Source organism: Agromyces sp. Y575, from assembly GCF_059445445.1.
The window spans coordinates 917,249-938,638 of the sequence record NZ_JCAIUI010000001.1; the positions used below are offsets into that span (position 1 = coordinate 917,249).

The following is a 21,390-nucleotide window of genomic DNA, read 5'->3' on the forward strand; positions in this document are numbered from 1 at the left end:
CCCCTCAATGCTATCGAGCGGTGAGGGTCGCGAGTACGGCGAGTGTCGCGGCCACGGCCGGCACCCGTTCGGCGCCGCGCGCCGTGACGAGATGGAGAGAACGCACATCGGCCCCGGCAGTGGGCCTGGCGACGACGTCGGCATGCCGCGGCGATGCAGCGAGCGCGAGCGCCGGCAACAGTGCCACCCCGAGGCGTTGCGCGACCATGCCCTCGACGGCGACGAAGTTGTCGGTCTCGAAGGCGATGCGCGGCGTGAACCCGGCGGCGCCGGCCAGCTCGAGCAAGTGGCCGCGGCACCGCGGGCAACCCGCGATCCAGGGCTCGTCGCGCAGCGCCTCGAGCGCGACGACGTCGGATGCCGCTGCAGGATGGCTCGCCGGGAGCACGAGTCGCATCGGCTCATCGCCGAACCCCCGCACCTCGAGCCCGCGCGCGCTCGCCCGGTGCGGGTCGTCGCGGTCACCCGGGTAACTGAACGTGATCGCAAGGTCGGCGCCGTCGACTCGCACCGCGTGCACCGCTTCGGGCGGCTCGGCCTCGACGTAGGTGACATCGATGCCCGGGTGGGCGGCGGCGAGCGCCGCGATCACGCGCGGCACGAGGGTCGCCGACGCCGAGGGGAAGGCGACGAGACGCACACGGCCGGCTCGGAGCCCGCGGATCTCGGCGAGTTCGCCGGCCGCGGTTTCCAGAACCGTGGCGACTCCGTGAGCATGCCGGGCGAGCACACGACCGGACTCCGTCAGGCGGATGCCGCGACCGACGCGCTCCACGAGAGCGATGCCGGTGCGCTCCTCGAACCGGCGCAGCTGCTGGCTCACCGCGGGCTGGCTGTAGCCGAGGGATTCGGCGGCCGCCGTGAGCGAACCGCGCTCCGCGATCTGCCGCACGACCCGCACGGTCTGCAGGTCGAGCGCGGCGGCGAGAGCGTTGATCGCGGCATCCGGCATATTCAAATCATAAGACAGCGGCATGTATATGATCGATCACTAGGTCTTGTCGAATGAATTCGCGCGTTCGAAACTGGATCGCATGCACCCGACTCGTGATCGCTTCGCTGCCGGACGCGGCTATCTCGCCGCTTGCACCCTCGGCCTGCCGGCCGACGTCACCCGCGACGCAGTGCGACGCGACCTCGAGTCATGGTCGTCGGGCACGGCGAACGGAGCCGACTACACGGCGGTGCACGAACGGGCGCGCGGCCATGCGGCAACCCTGCTCGGCCGCACACCTGCCGACATCGCCACCGGGTCGCAGGTCTCGGTGTTCACCGGCATGGTCGCGGCATCCGCGCCCTCGGGCGCCGAGGTGATCTGCGTCGACGGCGACTTCTCCTCGGTCGTCGCACCGTTCCTCGCCCGTGGCGACCTGCGAGTGCGGCACGTTCCCCTCTCTGCGCTCGCCGACGCTGTCGGCCCGTCGACGTGGCTGGTCTCCTACTCGCTCGTGCAATCAGCCACCGGCGAGGTCGCCGACGCGGCATCCGTCGCTCGCGCCGTGCGCTCGGCCGGCGCACTCAGCCTCGTCGACACCACACAGGCCACAGGGTGGATGGCGACCGACGCACTCGAGGCCGACGTCGTCGTCTGCCACGCCTACAAGTGGCTGTCGGCACCGCGCGGCGCCGCCTTCGCCGCGTTCTCGCCACGCGCCGTCGCCGAGATCACCCCGCACGCCGCCGGCTGGTACTCGGGCGACAACCCGTGGGCCTCGTGCTACGGGCCGGGCCTGTACCTCGCCGACGACGCGCATCGATTCGACGTCTCCCCCGCCTGGCACGCCTGGGCCGGCGCCGAGGCGGCGCTCGAATTCGCCGCCTCGCTCGACATGACAGGCGTGCGCGACCACGATGTCGCCCTCGCGAACGCATTCCGTGAGCGTCTCGGGCTCGAGGCATCCGACAGTGCGATCGTGGCCTGGCCCGACGCAGATGGCACCGCATTGGCCGCGCTCGGCGCAGCTGGCATCACGGCATCGGGTCGAGCAGGCAGGGCCAGGGTGGCGTTCCACCTCTGGAACGACAACGAGGACGTCGAGCTCGCCGCCAGCGCCCTCGACATCGGCATCGACATCGGCATTGGCATTGGCATTGGCATCGGCCGCACCCGATCGCCGCTCAGCGCACGGCGCTGAGTGCAACAGGCCAGCGCCCTCGACATCGGCATCGACATCGGCCGCACCCGATCGCCGCTCAGCGCACGGCGCTGAGCACGACGAGGCACCGGTCGGGCGCGGCGAACGGCAGCAGCCGGGCTTCGACAGCCGAGTCCGATGCCTCGCCCGAGAGCACTTCGCGGATGAGACTCTCATGCACGGCGCAGATGACATCGCGGTGACGTCGCGCCGCATCGCGGAACGGGCAGGCGTGGAGCGAGAGCCCTTCGGGTGCCGGTTCGGGCTCGAAGCCGAGCTCGTCGAGCACCCGGACGAGTCGTTCGGTCGACGATGCCCGGGTCGACGCGATCTCGTCGGGCGAGGGTTCGACGGGCGCAACGCCCTCGTCGGGCGGGATCGACAGGCTCGAGGCCCAGCTTCGGCCCGCCTCACGAGCGAGCATCGCCCGCGTCTCGACTCCCTGCCCCTCGAGTGCGGCCGCGAGCAACTCGATCAGCCGTTCGCGGGAGCGTTCGTCTCGTGCGCGTGTCGCAACGGTGTCGACGAGCGCGTAGCGCAGGCGCGGTCGCCCTCGACGCGAGGGACGCTCGGCCGTCGTGGCGACGACGCCAGCCCCGACGAGCTGGTCGAGGTGGAAACGCGCGGTTGTGATGTGCACGCCGATCGAGTCGGCGAGCTCCGCGGCCTCGACGGGCTCTCCGGCCCGATGCAACGCGTCGAGCACCCGCCGCCTGGCCGGTGACGCGAGTGCGAGTGCCCAGCGGTCGGTGCCGGACTCAGCTTCCGCCGATTGCATCGATCGCCCCCTCCGCCTCGAGCCGAGCGCGCGTCGAGATTGTCTCGAACGCGCTGCCCGAACCGCCCGACAGCCGAAGGCCGATCGATCCGGCGATGCGGCGCGCCTGGATCTTCGCGCGCTCGGCCGACTCGCCGGCGAACTGCGCGTCGACGTTCGCGACCCAGAGTTCGAGCCATCGGTTGAAGTGCGCCGCGCCGAGCGGGGACTTCGCGTGAAGTGCGACATGCATGGCGAGCGCGTTTCGACGGTAGCTGCCGGTGCGGAAGAGAACCGTCTCCCAGAAATCGCACATGATCGGCAGGTGGTGATCGAGATTCATGTGCGCGACATCGGTGAAGATCGGTCCGATGAGCGGATCGGCGAAGGCGCGACGGTAGAAGGATTCGACGAGCCGCCTCACGTCGACACGGTCACGGATGTCGCGGAGCTCTCGCGGGTGTTCGGCCATGCGCCCACGGTACCCGTCCTGCCAAATAAACCGCAATCTGTTACGTTCAATTCGACGGTCTCCGCCCAGGCGGGTGTCCGGGCGAATCGACGTCGAAGGGATCGAAATGGGTTCGGGCTATCAGATCGTCGCCGCAGACGGACACCTCCGCGACGCGGGGCCGGCTCCGAGGCTCGGACCGACCACCGTCGGCAACGCCCTCGGCATCGCGTTCATCGTCATCGGCGGACTCGTTGCCGCACTGACCGGGCCGCTGCAGCTGGAACCGGGCAGTTGGCTCGCGGCCTATCTCGTGCTCGTGGGCGGTGCCACCCAGTGCCTCATCGCTCGCGTGCTCGAACACGCCCCGTGGGCCACCGGCCGTGGCGGCTGGTTCACCTTCGCCGCTTGGAACCTCGGCAACCTGCTCGTCGTCGTCGGGGCGCTCGCACGGGTGCCGCTCATCGCCGACTCCGGCGGTCTGCTGATCGCGGTGCCACTCGTCCTGGCATTGCGGACTCCCGGCGGATCGGGGCCTGCTCGGCGTGCTGTCACGGCGCTCGCGCTAATTGTCGTGCTTGTCGGAGTGCCGGTCGGGCTCGTGCTCACCCACCTCCGTTCGGTGGGCTGACCGGGCGCGTTCGAATGCCTCGCCGCGCCGCCACGCCACGACTCCCCCGCCGCCGGCTCAGGCGGAACGCACGGAATTCGACAGTGTGCCGAGGCCCGAGATCGTGACCTCGACGGTGTCGCCGTCGACGATCGGACCGACGCCCGCCGGAGTGCCGGTGAGGATGACGTCGCCCGGCAGCAGAGTGAACACGCTCGACGCGTAGGCGATGATGGCGGGCACCGAGTGCACGAGGTCGGCGAGCCGGCCCTCTTGTTTGCGGACCCCGTTGACGCTCGTCTCGATCGTTCCGTTCTCGAAGTCCACCTCGGTGTCGATGACGGGGCCGAGGGGGCAGAACGAGTCGAAGCCCTTCGCCCGCGCCCACTGCCCGTCGCGCTTCTGCAGGTCACGGGCCGTGACGTCGTTGGCGATCGTGTAACCGAAGATGTACTCGTCGGCATCGGCTTCGGCGACGTTCTTCGCGATGCGGCCGATCACGACGGCGAGCTCACCCTCGTGCTCGACGCGCTCGCTCTGCTTCGGCAGCACGATCGTGTCGCCCGGGCCGATGACCGAGGTGTTCGGCTTCAGGAACAGCAGCGGCTCAGCCGGCGCCTCGCCGCCCATCTCGGCGGCATGGTCGTGGTAGTTCTTGCCGACCGCGACGACCTTCGACCGCGGGATCACGGGCGCGAGCAGCTTCGCCTCGGCGAGCGGCACGCGCGCACCGGTCGGCTCGAAGCCCGCGAACATCGGGTCGGCCTTCAGTACGACGAGCTCGTCTTCCTCTTCGTCGACGATGCCGAACGAGATGGCTTCACCATGGCTGAACCGCGCGATCTTCATGCAAGACAGCCTACTGAGCGGCGAGGCCCGCTCGTTTGCACCGCACTTACGCGTCGAGCCGGAGCATCCAGCCGTGGCGGTCTTCGACTCGGCCGTACTGGATGCCTGTCAGTTCCCCGCGAAGCGACAACGCCAGCTCGGAGGCGGTATCGCCGTCGTGCACGATCTCGAAGTCGTCGCCGAGCAGGCGCCCGATGGGCACGACGACCGCGGCGGTACCGCAGGCGAACGCCCCGACGATGTCACCGGATGCCGCACCGGCACGCCACTCGTCGAGCGAGACGCTCCGCCGCTCGACCACGTGACCGCGGTCTGTCGCAAGCTGCAGGATCGAGTCGCGCGTGATGCCCTCGAGGATCGACTCCGATTCTGGCGTGACGAGGGTGCCGTCGCGCTTGACGAGCACGATGTTCATGCCACCCAGCTCTTCGAGGTTGCCCTCGCTGTCAAGGAACGCGACCTGCTGGCATCCCTTCTCATACGCCTCCGCCTGAGGCAACAGGCTCGACGCGTAGTTGCCGCCGGTCTTCGCAGCACCCGTGCCGCCCTTGCCCGCCCGCGAGTACTGCGTCGAGAGCCAGATGCTGACGGGCTCCACGCCGCCCGGGAAGTAGGCGCCCGCAGGGCTCGCGATGACGTAGTAGTTGACCTTCTTCGCTGGGCGCACGCCGAGGAACGCCTCTTTCGCGAACATGAACGGCCGCAGGTACAGGCTCGTCTCGGCGGCGCTCGGCACCCAGTCGGCGTCGACGGCGATGATCTGCTTCAGCGACTCGATGAAGTACTCGCTCGGCAGCTCGGGAAGCGCCATCCGATGCGCTGAGCGCTGCATGCGAGCCGCGTTCTCGTAGGGCCGGAAGGTGTGGATCGACCCGTCGGCGTGCCGATACGCCTTCATGCCCTCGAAGATCTCTTGCGCATAGTGCAGCACCGCGGCAGCGGGGTCGAGCGCGATCGGCCCATAGGGCGAGACGCGCGGGCGGTGCCAGCCGCCCTTCTCCGACCAGCAGATGTCGACCATGTGGTCGGTGAAGTGGTTGCCGAAACCGGGGTCGGCGAGGATCGCCTCGCGTTCGGCGGGCGTCTTCGCCTGCTCGTTGCGGGTGACCTGCCAGATGAGTCCGGCGGCGGATGGGGCCTGGAGCGGGAGGTTGATCGTCATGATGTGTGTCCTTCGATGCGCTGGATCAGTCGAGTGCGCCGATACGGTCGGCGATGGCGTCGCCGACCTCTGAGGTCGTGCGCCGACGGTCGCCGCGTTCGGCCACATCGGCGACGACGGCCCGCTCCACCCTCGCCGCAGCATCCGCCCGGCCGAGGTGGCTGAGCAGCAGTGCAACGGAGAGGATCGCGGCGGTGGGGTCGGCGATGCCTTTGCCGGCGATGTCGGGTGCTGAGCCGTGGACCGGCTCGAACATGCTGGGGAATCGGCCGTCGGGGTTGATGTTGCCCGAGGCGGCCAGGCCGATGCCGCCGCTGATCGCGCCGGCCAGGTCGGTGAGGATGTCGCCGAAGAGGTTGTCGGTCACCAAGACGTCGAACCGCGCGGGGTCGGTGACGAGGAAGATCGTCGCCGCATCGACGTGCAGGTAGTCGACGGCGATGTCGGGGAATTCGGCGGCGACGGCGTCGACCGTGCGTTTCCAGAGAGAGCCGGCGAAGACGAGCACGTTCGTCTTGTGCACGAGAGTGAGTTTCTTGCGCGGGCGAGCGGATGCCGCGGCGAACGCGTAGCGTACGACCCGATCGACACCGTAGGCGGTGTTGACCGAGACCTCGTTCGCGACTTCGTGCGGCGTGCCAGCACGGATCGCACCGCCGTTGCCGACGTACGGCCCTTCTGTACCCTCGCGCACGACGACGAAGTCGACCTCGCCGGGATCGGTGAGCGGGCTCGCAACGCCCGGGTAGAGCACCGACGGGCGCAGGTTCACATAATGGTCGAGCTCGAAGCGGAGTTTCAGCAGCAGCCCACGCTCGATGTTGGCGCCCGCGAGCCGGGGGTCGCCGGGAAGCCCGCCGACCGCGCCGAGCAGGATCGCGTCGTGGCTCTTGATCGACTCGAGGTCGTCGTCGGTCAGAACGTCGCCGGTCTCGAGATAGCGGGCGGCGCCGAGGGCGAACTCGGTCTGCTCGAACGAGACATCCGTTCCCCGGGTTGCGGCAGCGAGCGCTTTCAACGCCTCGCCGACGACTTCGGGTCCGATCCCGTCGCCGGGAATCACCGCGAGCTTGACCGTGTCCACCATGAATGCTCCTTCGTGCGTCAGCTCTCCCAGAGTACTGGCCGCATTGCCGAGTGACACCCGGCGTGTCACGAGCCCGTGGTCAGTCGCGAGCGACCGGGGCGGGGTTGCGCAAGGCGAGCGCGGCGATGAGGGCGGCTGCGACCATGAGTGCGACGCCGATGAGCGAGGTCACCACGACCCCCTCGTCGAAAGCGAGCGCAGCGGATGCCACGAGCTGATCGCCGATCGAGGCTGGCAGCTGCTCGGCGACGGTGACCGCGCCGGCGAGCGTCTCTTGCGCGGTGGACGCCTGTTCGGTGCTGAGCACGGCGGGCAGCTCGATCGCAGCCCGGAAGTGCGCCGCGAGGATGGATCCGAGCACCGCGGTTCCGAGCACCGCGCCGAGCTCGTATGCCGTCTCCGACACCGCCGACGCTGCGCCCACCTTCTCGGGCGCAGCGCTCGAGAGGATGAGCTCGTTGGAGACCGTCTCGGCGGCGCCGATGCCGACGCCGAGCAGCACGAACGCGATCACGACGGGTGCGATCGACTCGGCGGTTGCGGTGAACGCGATGACCGCATATCCCGACGCCGAGAGCAAGAGCGCCACGGGCACGAGCACTCGGGGTCGCACTCGCCGTGCGATCGGCACGACGACGAGTCCGGCGATGATCATCGCAACGAGCCCTGGCAGCAGAGCGAGGCCCGCTGCGACCGGAGAGAGGCCCGCGATGAGTTGCAGGTGCTGCGAGACGAAATACAGGAACCCGACGAGAGCGATGACGCTGAAGAGGTTCACGAGCACGGCTCCGCCGAACGATCCCTGCCGGAACAGTCGCACGTCGAGCATCGGGGACTCGGCCTTCAGCTGCCGTCGCACGAACCAGACACCGCAGACGATACCGAGGATGATCGCCGGGATGCCGATGCCCGAGACGCCCTCGGTCGCGATGGACTTGATGCCGAAGACGACGGGCACCATCGCGGCGAGCGAGAGGAGCGTGCTCGGAATGTCGATGCGCCCGGGCGCGGGGTCGCGGCTCTCGGGAATCAGGAGCGGCACGAGGACCAGCATCGGCACGAGCACGGGCACGGCGAGCAGGAAGACGGCGCCCCAGTGGAAGTGCTCGAGCAGGATGCCGCCGACGAGCGGGCCGAGGGCACTGCCCGCTGCGAAACCCGACGCCCAGATGGCGATCGCGAGCCGACGCTGTTCGCGGTCGACGAAGACGGTGCGCAGGAGCGACAGGGTCGACGGCATGAGCATCGCGCCGAAGAAGCCGAGCGCCGCACGGGCGGCGATGAGCGCCTCGGCGGTCGGCGCGAACGCGGCGACGATCGAGATCACGGCGAAGCCGACGGAACCGATGAGGAGCATGCGGCGGCGGCCGAAGCGGTCACCTGCGCTGCCCATCGCCACGAGGAGGCCTGCGAGCACGAGTGGATAGGCGTCGATGATCCAGAGTTGCCCTGCCGCGCTCGGCGCGAGATCGCGCGAGATCGCCGGCAGCGCGAAGCTCAGCACGGTGTTGTCGACCGAGACGAGCAGCACGGGCAGCATGAGCACGGCGAGCGCGACCCAGGCGCGACGGGGCGCTCGGGTCGTGACGTGCGTGGTCGTTGGGATCTGGTCGGTGTCGGTCGTTTCAGTCATCCTGGCTCGTTCGTCTGAGACGATTACTATACCGTCCAGCTGGTATAGTAACAGACATGTCACGAGCAATATCACTCATCAGCTCATCGACCGCGCCGAGCTCATGAGTCGCCCGCCCGTCGCCCACGAGGCGGTGCTCGACGCGTTCGAGCGCATCATCATCGCCGACGGCGAGCGCACCGCGACCCTCGACGCCACCGCTCGTGGCGCCGGCGTCTCCAAAGGCGGACTGCTCTACCACTTCGGCTCACGGCACGCGTTGATCGCCGGGCTCATCGAACGTCTGCACCGACTCGTCGACGAAGACGTCGCCCGCATCCACGCCGCCCCCGAGGGCGCGATCTCCTACTTCGTGCGATCGTCGGTCGACCTCGCGTCACCGCTCGACCACAGCTTCGTCGCCACCGTGCGGCTCGCACAGGGCGGCGACCGGCAGGCGGCGCAGGCGATCGACGCCGTGCGGTCGCGCTGGCTCGAGGTGATCAGCCGGCACGTCGACGACCCCTCGCTCTCCCTCGCGATCACGCTCATCGGCGACGGGCTCTACTACCATTCGGCGCTTCGCGCCGAGGTCGAGGCGAGCACCTCAGACGACGCCGCTGACATCGGCCCTGCCGCGATGGACGGGCTCGTCGCACTACTCGAGCGCATCGCCCAGACACCGACCGCTACTCCGTGATGTCGACCTCGACGAAGAGGGTCGCGTCGATCGCCGATCGCACGCGCTCGAGCACCTCGGCGGGCACCGGCGAGTCGACGGTCAGCACGCTGAGCGCGTGGCCACCGGCTTCGCGGCGTGCGATCTGCATGCCGGCGATGTTGATGCCGGCCTCGCCGAATTCCTGCCCGTAGACCGCGACGATGCCGGGGCGATCGGCGTACTCCATGACGATGTGGGTCGTCGCGATCGGCACCTCGAGCTCGTAGCCGTTGACGCCGACGAGCTTCTCGATCTGCTTCGGCCCGGTGAGCGTGCCCGACACCGACACCTGGCGGCCGTCGGCGAGCGCACCCGTGAGAGTGATGACATTGCGGTACTCGGGCGACTCGGGCGCCGTGATGAGGCGCACGTCGAGACCACGCTGCTCGGCGAGGAGCGGGGCGTTCACGTACGACACGGTCTCGCTGACGACGTTCGTGAAGACGCCCTTCAATGCCGCGAGCTTCAGCGCGCTCACATCGAAGTCGGCGAGCTCGCCACGCACCTCGACATCGAGACTCGTGAGGGGGCCGTTCGCGATGCCGGCGAACAGTTGGCCGAGCTTCTCGACGAGCGGGATGCCCGGGCGGACATAGGGGTCGATGACCCCGCCGGCGACGTTGACCGCGTCGGGCACGAGCTCGCCGGCGAGCGCGAGCCGCACAGACTTCGCGACCGAGACGCCTGCCTTCTCTTGAGCCTCGTCGGTCGAGCCGCCGAGGTGCGGCGTGACGATGATGTTGTCGAGCTGCAGCAACCGCGACTCGGTGGGCGGCTCGGTGACGAAGACGTCGAGCGCCGCGCCGGCGATCTCGCCGGTCGACAGCGCGTCGAAGAGCGCGTCTTCGTCGATGAGTCCGCCGCGCGCGACATTCACGACGAAGGCCGTCGGCTTCATGCGCCGCAATTGCTCGACGCCGATCATGCCGAGCGTCTCGGGGGTGCGCGGCATGTGGATCGTGATGAAGTCGGACTGCTCGATGAGTTCGTCGAGGGTCACGGTCTGCACACCCAGCTGCTGGGCGCGGGCTGCGGTGATGTACGGGTCGTACGCGATGACGTTGGTGCCGAAGGCCTGCAGGCGAGCCGCGATGAGGGCGCCGATTCGACCGAGGCCGATGATGCCGACCGTCTTCTCGTAGAGCTCGACGCCCGTGTACTTCGAGCGCTTCCACTCCCCCGCCCCGAGCGACGCGCGGGCCGCAGGAATGTGACGGGCGAGGCTCAGGATGTGGCCGACCGTGAGCTCCGCCGCCGAGATGATGTTCGACGTCGGAGCATTCACGACCATGACGCCTGCGGCGGTCGCCGCCTTGATGTCGACGTTGTCGAGGCCGACGCCTGCACGGGCGATGACTTTCAGCTTCGGGGCTGCGGCGATCGCCTCGGCGTCGACCTTGGTCGCCGACCGCACGAGGACCGCGTCTGCGTCGGCCAGCGCCGCGAGCAACGCGGGCCGGTCGGTGCCGTCGACGGACCTGACGTCGAAGTCGGGGCCGAGGGCTTCGACGGTGGCGGGCGAGAGTTCTTCGGCGATCAGCACGATCGGCTTTGACACGAACGATTCCTTCGGAGCGACGCGCGGCGGGGCGCGCTGACGGGAGCACCTACGCCAGTGGGGGCGCCATTATCCCGTCAACCCTAATGGAGCAGTGCCGCCACCTCGTGCCTTGTGACCTCACACGACGACTCCGCCGAGTCGGCCGAGCAGCACCGACAGGCTGAGGAAGAGGGCGGCCGAGACGCAGAGCCCAGTGAAGTACAGGGCGATGCCCACGAGCAGGCCGCGACGACGGCCCAGCATGAACGCGGCCGCGAAGCAGCCGAACGGTGCGAGGAACGCGACCGCCATGACCACCCAACCGCCCGCGGTGAACGAGAGTCCGATGCCGAGCAACTGCACGACGCTCTCGACGACCTCCCACACGTCGTAGGCGTAGAACAGGCCGAACACGACCGCGAGGGTGACGGTCAGCCACATGGGCGGCTTCGAAATGCCAAAGACCCCGGTGACGACGGATACCTCGGGCTCGGTGTACTCCGCGCTCATACAGCTACCCCCAGGATGAACGGCATGGGTGCGAGCACGACGACTCCCACGATGAGCCAGACGAGACGAGAGCGCATGCCCGCCGTGGCCCGCAGCGCAAGGAGGAACCAGCACGGTGCGGCGAGCACCGCGAGCCACAGCCCGAGTGCGTACATGAAATCGCCGACGATACTGGTGCCCGGCGTGCTCGTGCGCAACGCGGTGATGATCCACCCGATCGTGTAGAGCAGGTAGACGCCGCCCAGCACCCCGAGCACGACGAGCTCGACCGAGCCCGTCTGCCCAGCGGCATCCGGCCCCTGGTGCTGCTCGGCTGCCTCGCCGACGTTCGCGTCGACGCCGGCGTGGGACTCGGACTCGGCGGGCGCAGGAGCGCCGACCACCTTCCACCCCGGCGCCAAGGTCGGGTCGTCGTCGCCCTCCCAGCGCAGTGCGTCGTCGTCGGGCTCGCGGCTCATGTTCACCACACTAGCGACCGACGGCTCAGGCAACCGGCACGCACTTCCCGTCGACGCTCGGCAGCACGATGCCGAACTCGAAGTCGATCCGCGCGGAGTCGACGGCGCCCAGCGAACCGCCGCCGACCAACGGTTCGTCGTGAATGCGCTCGACCGTGCCGAGGCCCGCCGCGCGCCAGGCCGCGACGATGCGATCGGCGGCCGCGACGTTGCCCTCGGTGACCTCGCGATCGTGTTCGTCGCTCGTCGTGTCCGTGATCACTCCCGTCGTGAACTCGCCGTTCAGGCTCAGCTGGATGCCGCCGTCGCACGCCGTCTCGACGACGGCGAAGGGCGCAGCCGCCGACCACATCGCCGAGGGGCCGGCGGCCGCCCGGGCCGCGTCAGCGAGCGTGGCGAACTGTCGTCGCGCCTCGTCGAGCGACGGGATCGGGACGTCGGGCAGCACGGCTTCGTCGGCTTGGTCGGGACCGCCGGCCGGCATCCCGTCTTCGGGAATGAGGCTCGGGGCCGGCTCGGCGAGCGGCGGCGACGGCGGGGTCGTCGGCACCGAGGTGGTGATCATCGCCGCAGCCAGGCACGCGATCAGCAGGTAGGTGCCCGCCCATGCGACCACCGCCCGGCCGCGAGTCCGGAACGGCCCGAACGAAACGAGAAGTCCACTGAGCCCCAGTGCGCCGGCCAGCACGAGCAGAACGAACGCGGACGATTGCCCGGACCAGACGCCGCCCGCGGGAAACGACGAGGAGTCGGCACGGGTCAGCAGCACGAGCGCGAGCGTGCCGAGGGCGATCCCGAGTGCGAAGAGCAGTCGAATTGCCACGGGCCGCCAGCGCTCGAGCGGGTGCGCGAGTTCCTGGCGATGCGAGACCAGCGGTGCGATGAGCGCGGTCGGGACCCAGAGCCATCCCGCGATCGGCACCACCGCGCCGGCGAAGGTCGAGAACGCGATGAGCGCCGGGATCGAGAGCAGGAACCCGCCCGCCGGCACCGCGAACGCCTCGACACCGAGACGCCAGCGCAGCGCGCGACTCACTACGAGCATCGCTGCCGCTCCGACCCCACCCGCCGCGGCAGCCGACGGAAGCATCAGCCACAGGGGGCCGATGAAGAACAGGAGCGGCAGCGCGAGGCCGAGCATGAAGAAGCCGGCGGCGCCGATACCTCCGATGAGGATGCTGCGTGCCACGAGCTGCGCGGCCGCACGAAGAATGCCGTCGGCGCTGAGGTCGCGCGGCAGCCGCACCGGTATCGGCGGCGGCGCGATGGTCATCGCATCGCCACGGTCGCGGCCGCGACGGCCGCGCGTACGAGGCCCGGATCGGTCACGTCGAACCCGTCGACGCCCCCGCCGGGTCCGCTCACTCCGCCTCGAGTCGTCGTGCCCCGCGCCGACAGGTGCACGGCGTCGACGCCCGCTGCAGCGATCTCGGCGATGTCGGCGATGCGCACCCCGCCGCCCGCCATGACCTCGAGTGCGCCGGATCCGGCGGCCATCAGTCGCAGCGCTGCGAGCCCGGTTCGGCAGTCGGATGCTCCGCCAGAGGTGAGCACTCGGCGCACGCCGAGTTCCTCGAGGGCGGCGACCGAGGCCCGAGGGTCGGCACTCGCGTCGACGGCGCGGTGCACCGTCACGTCGCCGCCGGATGCCGCATCGACGAAACGTCGAATGGCCGGTAGGTCGAGGTCACCGGCGTCGGTGAGCGCACCCACGACGACCCCGTCGGCACCGTGAGCGAAGGCCGCACGAATGTCGCGCTCGATCGTGTCGAGTTCATCGGAGTCGTACGCGAAGCCGCCGCCGCGCGGGCGAACGAGGACGTGCACGAATCCGGGCACCGAGGCGTCGAGCGACGCGGCTGCTGCGGCCTCGATCAGCCCCGCGGACGGGGTCAACCCGCCGAGCCCGAGCGCCTGGCAGAGCTCGACACGGGTGGCACCCGCCGTCAGTGCGATGCGCACTCCCGCGACATCTTGGACCGCGATCTCGACGGGGAGGGTTCCTGACATTCCCGATACGCTACCGGTTTCGGACTCAGAACACCGGAGCGCCGTTTCGAACAAGCCGCCAGTTCACGACGTGGAAGGTCGCCGGGTCGATCGTGCCGGCCGCCGAGGCATACGAGACGATCGCCTCGCGGATGGCGACTTGAGCGTTGTACACGACCGGCGCGGTCGCGATGTGCGGGAAACCGCCGCCTCCGGACTGCCGATAGTTGTTGATCGCGACGAGGAACTGCTGCCCGGCCGCGACCGGTGCTCCCTCGAACGAGAGCCCCGTGATGCGCGATCCCACCGGCCGCGAGAGGTCGACGTCGTAGACGATGCCCGAGAACTGGTCGTAGTTGTAGTCGGGCGTCGTCGGCGATTCGGGGTTCGGCCACGGCGCGTTGGTCCAGTTTGCGGGGTCGACCGCGGCATCCGGGGCGACCTGCCTGAAGTACTTCGCCGAGAACTCGAGGTAGTCCTTCAGCTGCGCACCCGTCAGCACCGAGGCCATGAGGGTGTTGTCGTAGATGTAGAGGCCCGCGACGTCCTTGATCGTGACCGGGCCGGCCGGGAAGCTCGCGGCGCGATTGAACGGCGCGGCGATCGAGATGATCGGCAGGGATGCCTCGGGGCTGCCCGCGACCGCGGCAGCGACCGTCGCCGTCTGCACCTCGTTGACGTAGTCGAGTATGGCCGTGTCCTTCCAACACGCCTCGGCGGCCGACATCACCTCGGTCGAGTTCGCGACCGCGGTGTTCATGTACGTGACGACCGCATCGTGCTGATCGCGCACGAGGGCGACGAACGCAGGATCGTCGACGACCGTGTTGGTGTTGACCGTCATCGCACGGCTCTGCGCGACCCGCCAGTTGCCGCGCGCGAACTCGAGCTGCAGGTCGAAGACGCTGACCCGCTGCCCCCAGTTCTTCGGCTCGCTCATGATGACCCGCTTGCCGGTCTTGAGATTCGTGACGAAGCGCTCCGGCACCTCGAGGTGCGCGTGGCCGAAGAGGATCGCGTCGATGCCGGGCACCTGCTCGGCGACGAGCGCCGCCGCATTCTCGACGGGAAGATCGCCCGAGTACGAGGAGGTGCCACTGTCGCCCGAGTGCGCGCTCACGACGACGATGTCGGCGCCCTCCGAGCGCATGACGGGCACCCACCGCGCGGCCGCCTCGACGAGCCCCTGCACCTCCAGCGCGCCCTCGACGTTGGCCTTGTCCCAGATGACGACGCCGGGGTTGGTGAGGCCGAGCACGCCCACGCGGATCGGCGGCCGGCCCTTCACCTTCATCCTCGTGATCGTGTACGGCCGGAACCTCGGCACCTTCGTGCCGGCGTGCACGGCGTTCGCCGCGAGCACGGGCGCGTCCATCTGCGAGATCCAGTGGTCGAGGAATTCGAGGCCGTAGTTGAACTCGTGGTTTCCGAGGGCGACGGCGTCGTAGCCGAGGGCGTTCATCTGCGCGGCCATCGGGTGGATCGCGCCGGTCTCGGTGACGGGTTCGACGGTCGCGTAGTAGAAGCCGAGTGGCGTGCCCTGGATCGTGTCGCCCGCGTCGAAGAGCAGGGTCCTGTCGCGACCCCGGTCGGCGCGGATCTGCTTCACGACGCTCGCGACGCGGGCGAGGCCGACGGCGTTGCCCGCACTGTCGCTGTAGCCCGCGTCCTTGTAGTAGTCCCAGTTGACGACGTTCGAGTGCAGGTCGGAGGTGCCCATGATCGTGATGGTCACAAACTTTCCGCCGGGGGTGGCATGGGCGGCGCCTGGCCAGCCGACCGCCGCGAGGGCGCCGGCAGCGGACATGCCGACGAGGACGTTTCGTCGTGAGAACCCTGAGCGCGCAGGCTCGACATCTTCGTCGGGCGCGGCGCACGAGCACCAGCGAGGGGCGGGTTCGGTGTGGCGGTGTGTGAGTTCGCTCATGGCACCACATGCGACCACAACTCCGGCCCCGACGATAAGAGGCCGACGACAAGAGGCCGACGATGAATTCGTCGTGCTCATTCGCGCACGACGACGAACGTCCCGCCACGGAAACTCCGGGCGGGACGTTCGTGGTGTCGATGGCGCTCGAGCGGACGACCTCGACCGCGGTGACGCGCTTTAGCGCGCGACCTCGCCGTCGGACTGGGCCGGACGAAGTCCGGCGCAGCATCAGCGCAGTGTCGTCTGACGACTGCGTCGACGGCGCAGGGCCGCGCTTTAGCGCGCGACCTCGCCGTCGGACTGGGCCGGACGAAGTCCGGCGCAGCATCAGCGCAGTGTCGTTTGACGACTGCGTCGACGGCGCAGGGCCGCGCTTTAGCGCGCGACCTCGCCGTCGACGTAGTCGTCGTCGTTCGACGCGTTCCAGGCGAAGAGCTTGCGGAGCTCGCGGCCGGTTGCTTCGATCGGGTGCGCCTCGCCCTTCGCGCGGAGCTCGAGGAACTCGGGGGCACCGGCATCCTGGTCGGCGATGAACCGCTCGGCGAACGCGCCCGACTGGATGTCGGCGAGCACGGCCTTCATGTTCTCCTTGACGTGCGGGTCGATGACACGCGGGCCCGAGACGTAGTCGCCGTACTCGGCCGTGTCGGAGACCGACCAGCGCTGCTTGGCGATGCCGCCCTCCCACATGAGGTCGACGATGAGCTTCAGCTCGTGCAGCACCTCGAAGTACGCGACCTGCGGCTGGTAGCCGGCCTCGGTGAGAGTCTCGAAGCCGTACTGCACGAGCTGCGAGACGCCGCCGCAGAGCACGGCCTGCTCACCGAACAGGTCGGTCTCGGTCTCTTCGGTGAAGGTCGTCTTGATGCCGCCGGCACGCAGACCGCCGATGGCCTTGGCGTACGAGAGCACGAGCGGCCAGGCATTGCCCGAGGCATCCTTCTCGACGGCGACGATCACGGGAACGCCGCGACCGGCCTCGTACTCACGGCGCACCGTGTGGCCGGGGCCCTTCGGTGCGACCATGATCACGTCGACGCCCTCGGGGGCCTCGATGTAGCCGAAGCGGATGTTGAAGCCGTGACCGAAGACGAGGGCCTTGCCCTCTGCGAGGTTGTCCTTGATGGACTCCGCGTAGATGTGGCGCTGGTACTGGTCGGGCGCGAGGATGACGATGACGTCGGCGGATGCCGCGGCATCGGCGACGCTCAGCACCTCGAAGCCGGCCTCTTCGGCCTTCGGCTTCGACTTCGAACCCTCCTTGAGTCCGATGACGACCTCGACGCCCGAATCACGAAGGTTCTGCGCGTGCGCGTGGCCCTGCGAACCGTAGCCGATGACAGCGACCTTCTTGCTCTGGATGAGCGCGAGGTCGGCGTCCTTGTCGTAGTAGATCTCAGCCATTTGCTGTTCTTTCTCCTTGTGTCCCGCTCCCTGAGTCTGTCGAAGGGAGCTTGTCGGTCTCGGTCCCTGAGCCTGTCGAAGGGTCGACGAGTTCAGGGAACGATTCTGGTCAGTTCTTGAAGACGCGTTCGGTGATGGACTTGCCCCCGCGGCCGATCGCGAGAAGGCCCGACTGGGCGATCTCCTTGATGCCGTAGGGCTCGAGCACCTTGAGGAACGCAGTGGTCTTGCCCGAATCGCCCGTGACCTCGATTACGACCGCGTCGGTCGAGACGTCGACGACGCGAGCACGGAAGAGGTTCACGGCTTCGAGCACTTGCGAGCGGGTGGTGTTGTCGACGCGCACCTTGATCAGCAGGTGCTCGCGGTGCACCGACTGGTTCGGGTCGAGCTCCACGATCTTGATGACGTTGATGAGTTTGTTGAGTTGCTTGGTGACTTGCTCGAGCGGCAGTTCCTCGACGTCGACGACGACCGTGATGCGACTGAGTCCGTCGATCTCGGAGTGGCCGACGGCGAGGCTCTCGATGTTGAAGCCGCGCCGGGCGAAGAGACCCGCCACTCGGGTGAGCAGGCCCGGCTTGTCCTCCACGAGGAGGGAGAGAACGTGGGTCGACATGTCTTAGTCCTCCTCGGAGAATGCCGGCGAGTGATCGCGTGCGTACTGGACGTAGCTGTTCGAGACGCCCTGCGGCACCATCGGCCAGACCATCGCGTCAGCGGACACGACGAAGTCGATGACGACGGGGCGGTCGTTGGTCTCGAGGGCCAGCTTGATCGCGTCGTCGATCTCCTCCTCTTTCGTGACCCGGATGCCGAGTGCACCGTATGCCTCGGCGAGTGCCACGAAGTCGGGGATGCGCACAGTGTCGTGTCCGGTGTTCAGGTCGGTGTTCGAGTACCGGCCGTTGTAGAACAGCGTCTGCCACTGGCGCACCATGCCGAGTGAGGAGTTGTTGATGATCGCGACCTTGATGGGGATGTTGTTCAAGGTGCAGGTCGCGAGCTCCTGATTCGTCATCTGGAAGCATCCGTCGCCGTCGATCGCCCAGACCACCCGGTCGGGCTCGGCCACCTTCGCGCCCATCGCGGCCGGAACCGCGTAGCCCATCGTGCCGGCGCCGCCGGAATTCAGCCAGGAGTTGGGCCGCTCGTACTTGATGAACTGCGCCGCCCACATCTGGTGTTGGCCGACACCCGCGGCGTAGACACCCTCAGGCCCGGTGAGCTCACCGATGCGCTGGATGACCTGCTGGGGTGCGAGCAAGCCGTCGGACGGCGTCGAGTACCCGAGTGGAAACTCCGCCCGCAGGCCGTCGAGCGTGGCCCACCATTCGCTGAGGTCGCTGGCGACGCCACCGGTGATCTCGGCGTAGGCGGTGTTGAGGTCGACGAGCACGTCTTTCGCATCGCCGACGATCGGCACGTCGGCGACGCGGATCTTCGAGATCTCCGCAGGATCGATGTCGACGTGCACGACCTTCGCGTTGGGTGCGAAGAGCGCGGCCTTACCGGTGACGCGGTCATCGAAGCGCGCGCCGAGCGCGATGAGGAGGTCAGCCTCTTGCAGGGCGATCACCGCGGGCACCGTGCCGTGCATGCCGGGCATGCCGAGTTGCTGCTGGTGAGAGTCGGGGAACGCACCCCTCGCCATGAGCGTGGTGACGACCGGGGCGTTCGTCGCCTCGGCGAACGTGAGCAGCTCTGCAGATGCGCCCGAGCGGATGACTCCGCCACCGACGTAGAGCACCGGGCGCTTCGCCTCGGCGAGCATCTGCGCCGCCGCGGCGACCTGCTTGCCGTGCGCCTTCATGATCGGACGGTAGCCGGGAAGATCGAGCTTCGGCGGCCAACGGAACGGTGCGGTCGCCTGCTGCGCGTCTTTCGTGATGTCGACGAGCACTGGACCGGGCCGGCCGGTGGAGGCGATGTGCGCCGCCGCCGCGATGGTCGCCGGAATCTCCGCGGGATCCTTCACGAGGAACGAGTGCTTCGTGATGGGCATCGTGATGCCGACGATGTCGGCCTCCTGGAAGGCATCCGTGCCCATGAGGTTCGAGAACACCTGTCCGGTGATCGCGAGCAGCGGTACGGAGTCCATGTGCGCGTCGGCGATGGCGGTGACGAGGTTCGTCGCCCCGGGGCCGGATGTCGCGATGGTGACACCGAGCTTGCCCGACGACGAGGCGTAGCCCTCGGCCGCGTGCCCGGCGCCCTGTTCGTGGCGCACGAGGATGTGGCGGAGCTTCTTGCTGTCGAGCAGTGGGTCGTAGACGGGGAGGATCGCACCGCCGGGCAGGCCGAACACGTCGGTGATGCCGAGCATCTCGAGAGAGCGCACGACGGCTTGAGCACCGGTGAGCTGTTCGGGGACGCCGGAGGATGGCACTGCAGCGGGCGATGGCACGGGGTTGGATTCCGTGGTCATTCGGTTCCTGTTCTGGTGGACGGTGTGTGCGGGAAGCGCAGCACTCAGCCCGTCGTGGCGCCTTCTGCGGCGGAACGCACGAGCTTCGAGTACTTCGCGAGGACGCCACGGGTATAGCGCGGGGGAAGCGGAGCCCAGCCTTCACGGCGGGCAGCCAGCTCGGCATCGTCGACCAGTAGGTCGATGGAACGAGCTGCGATATCGACCCGTATGAGATCACCATCGCGCACGAAGGCGATGGGACCTGCGTCCACCGCTTCGGGTGCCAGATGGCCGATGCAGAGGCCGGTTGTGCCGCCTGAGAATCGACCGTCCGTCAAGAGTAGTACATCTTTTCCGAGGCCCGCGCCCTTGATGGCGGCGGTGATGGCGAGCATCTCGCGCATGCCGGGCCCGCCCTTGGGGCCCTCGTAGCGGATCACGACGACGTCGCCGTGCTTGATCTCGCCCTCAGTGAGGGCGTCCATCGCATCGCGTTCGCGTTCGAACACGCGCGCCGGACCCTCGAACGTCGCCGCATCGAAGCCTGCTGTCTTCACGACCGCGCCCTCGGGGGCGAGCGAGCCGTGCAGGATCGTGAGCCCGCCGGTCTCGTGGATCGGGTTGTCGAGTGTGCGCAGCACCTCGCCGTCGAGCGGCTCGATGTCCATCTCGGCGAGGTTCTCTGCGAGGGTCTTGCCCGTCACGGTGAGCGCGTCACCGTGCATGAGGCCGGCGTCGAGGAGTGCCTTCATGAGCACGGGGAGCCCGCCGCGGCGGTCGACGTCGTTCATGACGTATTTGCCGAAGGGCTTGAGGTCGCCGATGTGCGGCACCTTCGAGCCGATGCGGTTGAAGTCGTCGAGCGTGAGGTCGACCTCGGCCTCGTGCGCGATCGCGAGCAGGTGCAGCACGATGTTGGTCGAGCCGCCGAGGGCCATGCCGACGGCGATGGCGTTCTCGAACGCCTTCTTGGTGAGGATCTGACGGGCGGTGATGCCGTGCCTCAGCAGGTTCACGACGGCTTCGCCCGACCGGTGCGCGTAGTAGTCGCGCCGGCGGTCGGCGGATGCCGGTGAGGCCGAGCCCGGCAGTGACAGCCCGAGCGCTTCGGCGACCGAGGCCATGGTGTTCGCCGTGTACATGCCGCCGCAGGCACCCTCGCCCGGGGCGAAGGCGCACTCGATGCGCTTCGCGTCGGCCTCGCTCATCGTGCCGGCCTTGACGGCGCCGACCGCTTCGAACGAGTCGATGATCGTGATGTCTTTCTCGGTGCCGTCGGAGAGACGCACCCAGCCCGGCGCGATGGAGCCGGCGTAGAGGAAGACCGAGGCGAGGTCGAGTCGGGCAGCCGCCATGAGCATTCCGGGGATCGACTTGTCGCAACCGGCGAGCAGCACCGAGCCGTCGAGGCGTTCGGCCTGCATGACGACCTCGACCGAGTCGGCGATGACCTCGCGGGAGACGAGGGAGAAGTGCATGCCCTCGTGGCCCATCGAGATGCCATCGGAGACGGAGACCGTGCCGAACTGCAGCGGGTACCCGCCGCCGCCGTGCACACCCTCTTTCGCAGCCTGAGCGAGGCGGCCGAGCGAGAGGTTGCAGGGAGTGATCTCGTTCCAGGACGACGCGATGCCGATCTGCGGCTTGTCCCAATCGGCATCTCCCATGCCGACGGCGCGGAGCATGCCCCGGCTCGTCATGGCTTCGATGCCGTCGGTGACGGTGCGGCTACGCGGTTTGGGATCGATCTCCGACATGCATCGAG

At 68.6% G+C, this 21,390-nt stretch carries 20 protein-coding genes; 3 read left to right on the forward strand and 17 right to left on the reverse strand.

Annotation, left to right across the window (positions count from 1 at the left end; translation table 11 throughout):
• Positions 1-10 precede the first annotated feature (10 nt).
• Positions 11-952, reverse strand: a complete 942-nt coding sequence (locus AC1C2U_RS04380) for a LysR family transcriptional regulator (protein WP_495360484.1) — start codon at positions 950-952, stop codon at positions 11-13.
• 82 nt (positions 953-1,034) lie between these two features.
• Between AC1C2U_RS04380 and AC1C2U_RS04385 the strand changes: the two genes are divergently transcribed.
• Complete coding sequence (locus tag AC1C2U_RS04385) at positions 1,035-2,135, forward strand: aminotransferase class V-fold PLP-dependent enzyme (protein WP_495360486.1); 1,101 nt, start codon at positions 1,035-1,037, stop codon at positions 2,133-2,135.
• Between the two features lie 58 nt (positions 2,136-2,193).
• On the opposite strand, the gene AC1C2U_RS04390 is transcribed toward AC1C2U_RS04385, so the two are convergent.
• Positions 2,194-2,913, reverse strand: a complete 720-nt coding sequence (locus tag AC1C2U_RS04390; protein WP_495360487.1) for a helix-turn-helix transcriptional regulator — start codon at positions 2,911-2,913, stop codon at positions 2,194-2,196.
• Positions 2,894-3,364 (reverse strand): group III truncated hemoglobin, encoded by a 471-nt coding sequence (locus AC1C2U_RS04395; protein WP_495360488.1) that lies wholly within the window; start codon positions 3,362-3,364, stop codon positions 2,894-2,896. Before AC1C2U_RS04395 ends, AC1C2U_RS04390 begins: the two co-directional genes overlap by 20 nt.
• 106 nt (positions 3,365-3,470) lie before the next feature.
• On the opposite strand from AC1C2U_RS04395, the gene AC1C2U_RS04400 reads away from it, so the two are divergent.
• Positions 3,471-3,974, forward strand: coding sequence for a hypothetical protein (locus AC1C2U_RS04400; protein ID WP_495360489.1), 504 nt, complete (start codon positions 3,471-3,473; stop codon positions 3,972-3,974).
• A gap of 57 nt (positions 3,975-4,031) precedes the next feature.
• Here the strand turns inward: AC1C2U_RS04400 and AC1C2U_RS04405 are convergent, their stop codons facing one another.
• The 4 genes from AC1C2U_RS04405 to AC1C2U_RS04420 all read right to left on the reverse strand — a co-directional run bounded on the left by AC1C2U_RS04405 (position 4,032) and on the right by AC1C2U_RS04420 (position 8,684).
• Positions 4,032-4,802: a fumarylacetoacetate hydrolase family protein gene (locus AC1C2U_RS04405; protein WP_495360490.1), complete on the reverse strand. Its 771-nt coding sequence runs from the start codon at positions 4,800-4,802 to the stop codon at positions 4,032-4,034.
• A 46-nt stretch (positions 4,803-4,848) separates the two neighbouring features.
• On the reverse strand, positions 4,849-5,964 hold the full coding sequence (locus AC1C2U_RS04410) for a branched-chain amino acid aminotransferase (protein WP_495360491.1): 1,116 nt from the start codon (positions 5,962-5,964) through the stop codon (positions 4,849-4,851).
• A gap of 25 nt (positions 5,965-5,989) precedes the next feature.
• Positions 5,990-7,051: a 3-isopropylmalate dehydrogenase gene (locus AC1C2U_RS04415; RefSeq protein ID WP_495360492.1), complete on the reverse strand. Its 1,062-nt coding sequence runs from the start codon at positions 7,049-7,051 to the stop codon at positions 5,990-5,992.
• Between the two features lie 79 nt (positions 7,052-7,130).
• A complete protein-coding gene (locus tag AC1C2U_RS04420) occupies positions 7,131-8,684 on the reverse strand; it encodes an MFS transporter (protein ID WP_495360493.1) in 1,554 nt (517 codons plus the stop codon).
• A 103-nt stretch (positions 8,685-8,787) separates the two neighbouring features.
• On the opposite strand from AC1C2U_RS04420, the gene AC1C2U_RS04425 reads away from it, so the two are divergent.
• Positions 8,788-9,363 (forward strand): TetR/AcrR family transcriptional regulator, encoded by a 576-nt coding sequence (locus AC1C2U_RS04425; protein WP_495360494.1) that lies wholly within the window; start codon positions 8,788-8,790, stop codon positions 9,361-9,363.
• Here the strand turns inward: AC1C2U_RS04425 and serA are convergent.
• The 10 genes from serA to ilvD form a co-directional block, all read right to left on the reverse strand.
• Complete coding sequence (serA, locus tag AC1C2U_RS04430; protein ID WP_495360495.1) at positions 9,353-10,942, reverse strand: phosphoglycerate dehydrogenase; 1,590 nt, start codon at positions 10,940-10,942, stop codon at positions 9,353-9,355. The two genes, AC1C2U_RS04425 and serA, sit on opposite strands and share 11 nt — an antisense overlap.
• Positions 10,943-11,062: 120 nt before the next feature.
• Entirely contained in the window at positions 11,063-11,434 is a 372-nt protein-coding gene (locus AC1C2U_RS04435; RefSeq protein ID WP_495360496.1) for a hypothetical protein, read from the reverse strand.
• Positions 11,431-11,892, reverse strand: a complete 462-nt coding sequence (locus AC1C2U_RS04440) for a DNA polymerase III subunit gamma/tau (RefSeq protein ID WP_495360497.1) — start codon at positions 11,890-11,892, stop codon at positions 11,431-11,433. The genes AC1C2U_RS04435 and AC1C2U_RS04440 overlap by 4 nt, the downstream gene beginning before the upstream one ends.
• 25 nt (positions 11,893-11,917) lie before the next feature.
• Positions 11,918-13,165, reverse strand: coding sequence for a hypothetical protein (locus AC1C2U_RS04445; protein WP_495360498.1), 1,248 nt, complete (start codon positions 13,163-13,165; stop codon positions 11,918-11,920).
• The gene (locus AC1C2U_RS04450) at positions 13,162-13,902 is read right to left on the reverse strand and encodes a copper homeostasis protein CutC (RefSeq protein ID WP_495360499.1); all 741 of its coding nucleotides are present in this window, start codon (positions 13,900-13,902) and stop codon (positions 13,162-13,164) included. The genes AC1C2U_RS04445 and AC1C2U_RS04450 overlap by 4 nt, the downstream gene beginning before the upstream one ends.
• A 25-nt stretch (positions 13,903-13,927) precedes the next feature.
• Positions 13,928-15,808: a 5'-nucleotidase C-terminal domain-containing protein gene (locus AC1C2U_RS04455; RefSeq protein ID WP_495360500.1), complete on the reverse strand. Its 1,881-nt coding sequence runs from the start codon at positions 15,806-15,808 to the stop codon at positions 13,928-13,930.
• 378 nt (positions 15,809-16,186) lie between these two features.
• Positions 16,187-17,215, reverse strand: a complete 1,029-nt coding sequence (gene ilvC, locus AC1C2U_RS04460; protein WP_495360501.1) for a ketol-acid reductoisomerase — start codon at positions 17,213-17,215, stop codon at positions 16,187-16,189.
• Positions 17,216-17,324: 109 nt separating this feature from the next.
• Entirely contained in the window at positions 17,325-17,834 is a 510-nt protein-coding gene (gene ilvN / locus AC1C2U_RS04465) for an acetolactate synthase small subunit (protein ID WP_495353574.1), read from the reverse strand.
• Positions 17,835-17,837: 3 nt separating this feature from the next.
• The gene (locus tag AC1C2U_RS04470; protein WP_495360502.1) at positions 17,838-19,643 is read right to left on the reverse strand and encodes an acetolactate synthase large subunit; all 1,806 of its coding nucleotides are present in this window, start codon (positions 19,641-19,643) and stop codon (positions 17,838-17,840) included.
• Positions 19,644-19,687: 44 nt separating this feature from the next.
• Entirely contained in the window at positions 19,688-21,382 is a 1,695-nt protein-coding gene (gene ilvD, locus AC1C2U_RS04475) for a dihydroxy-acid dehydratase (protein ID WP_495360503.1), read from the reverse strand.
• Between the last annotated feature and the right edge of the window lie 8 nt (positions 21,383-21,390).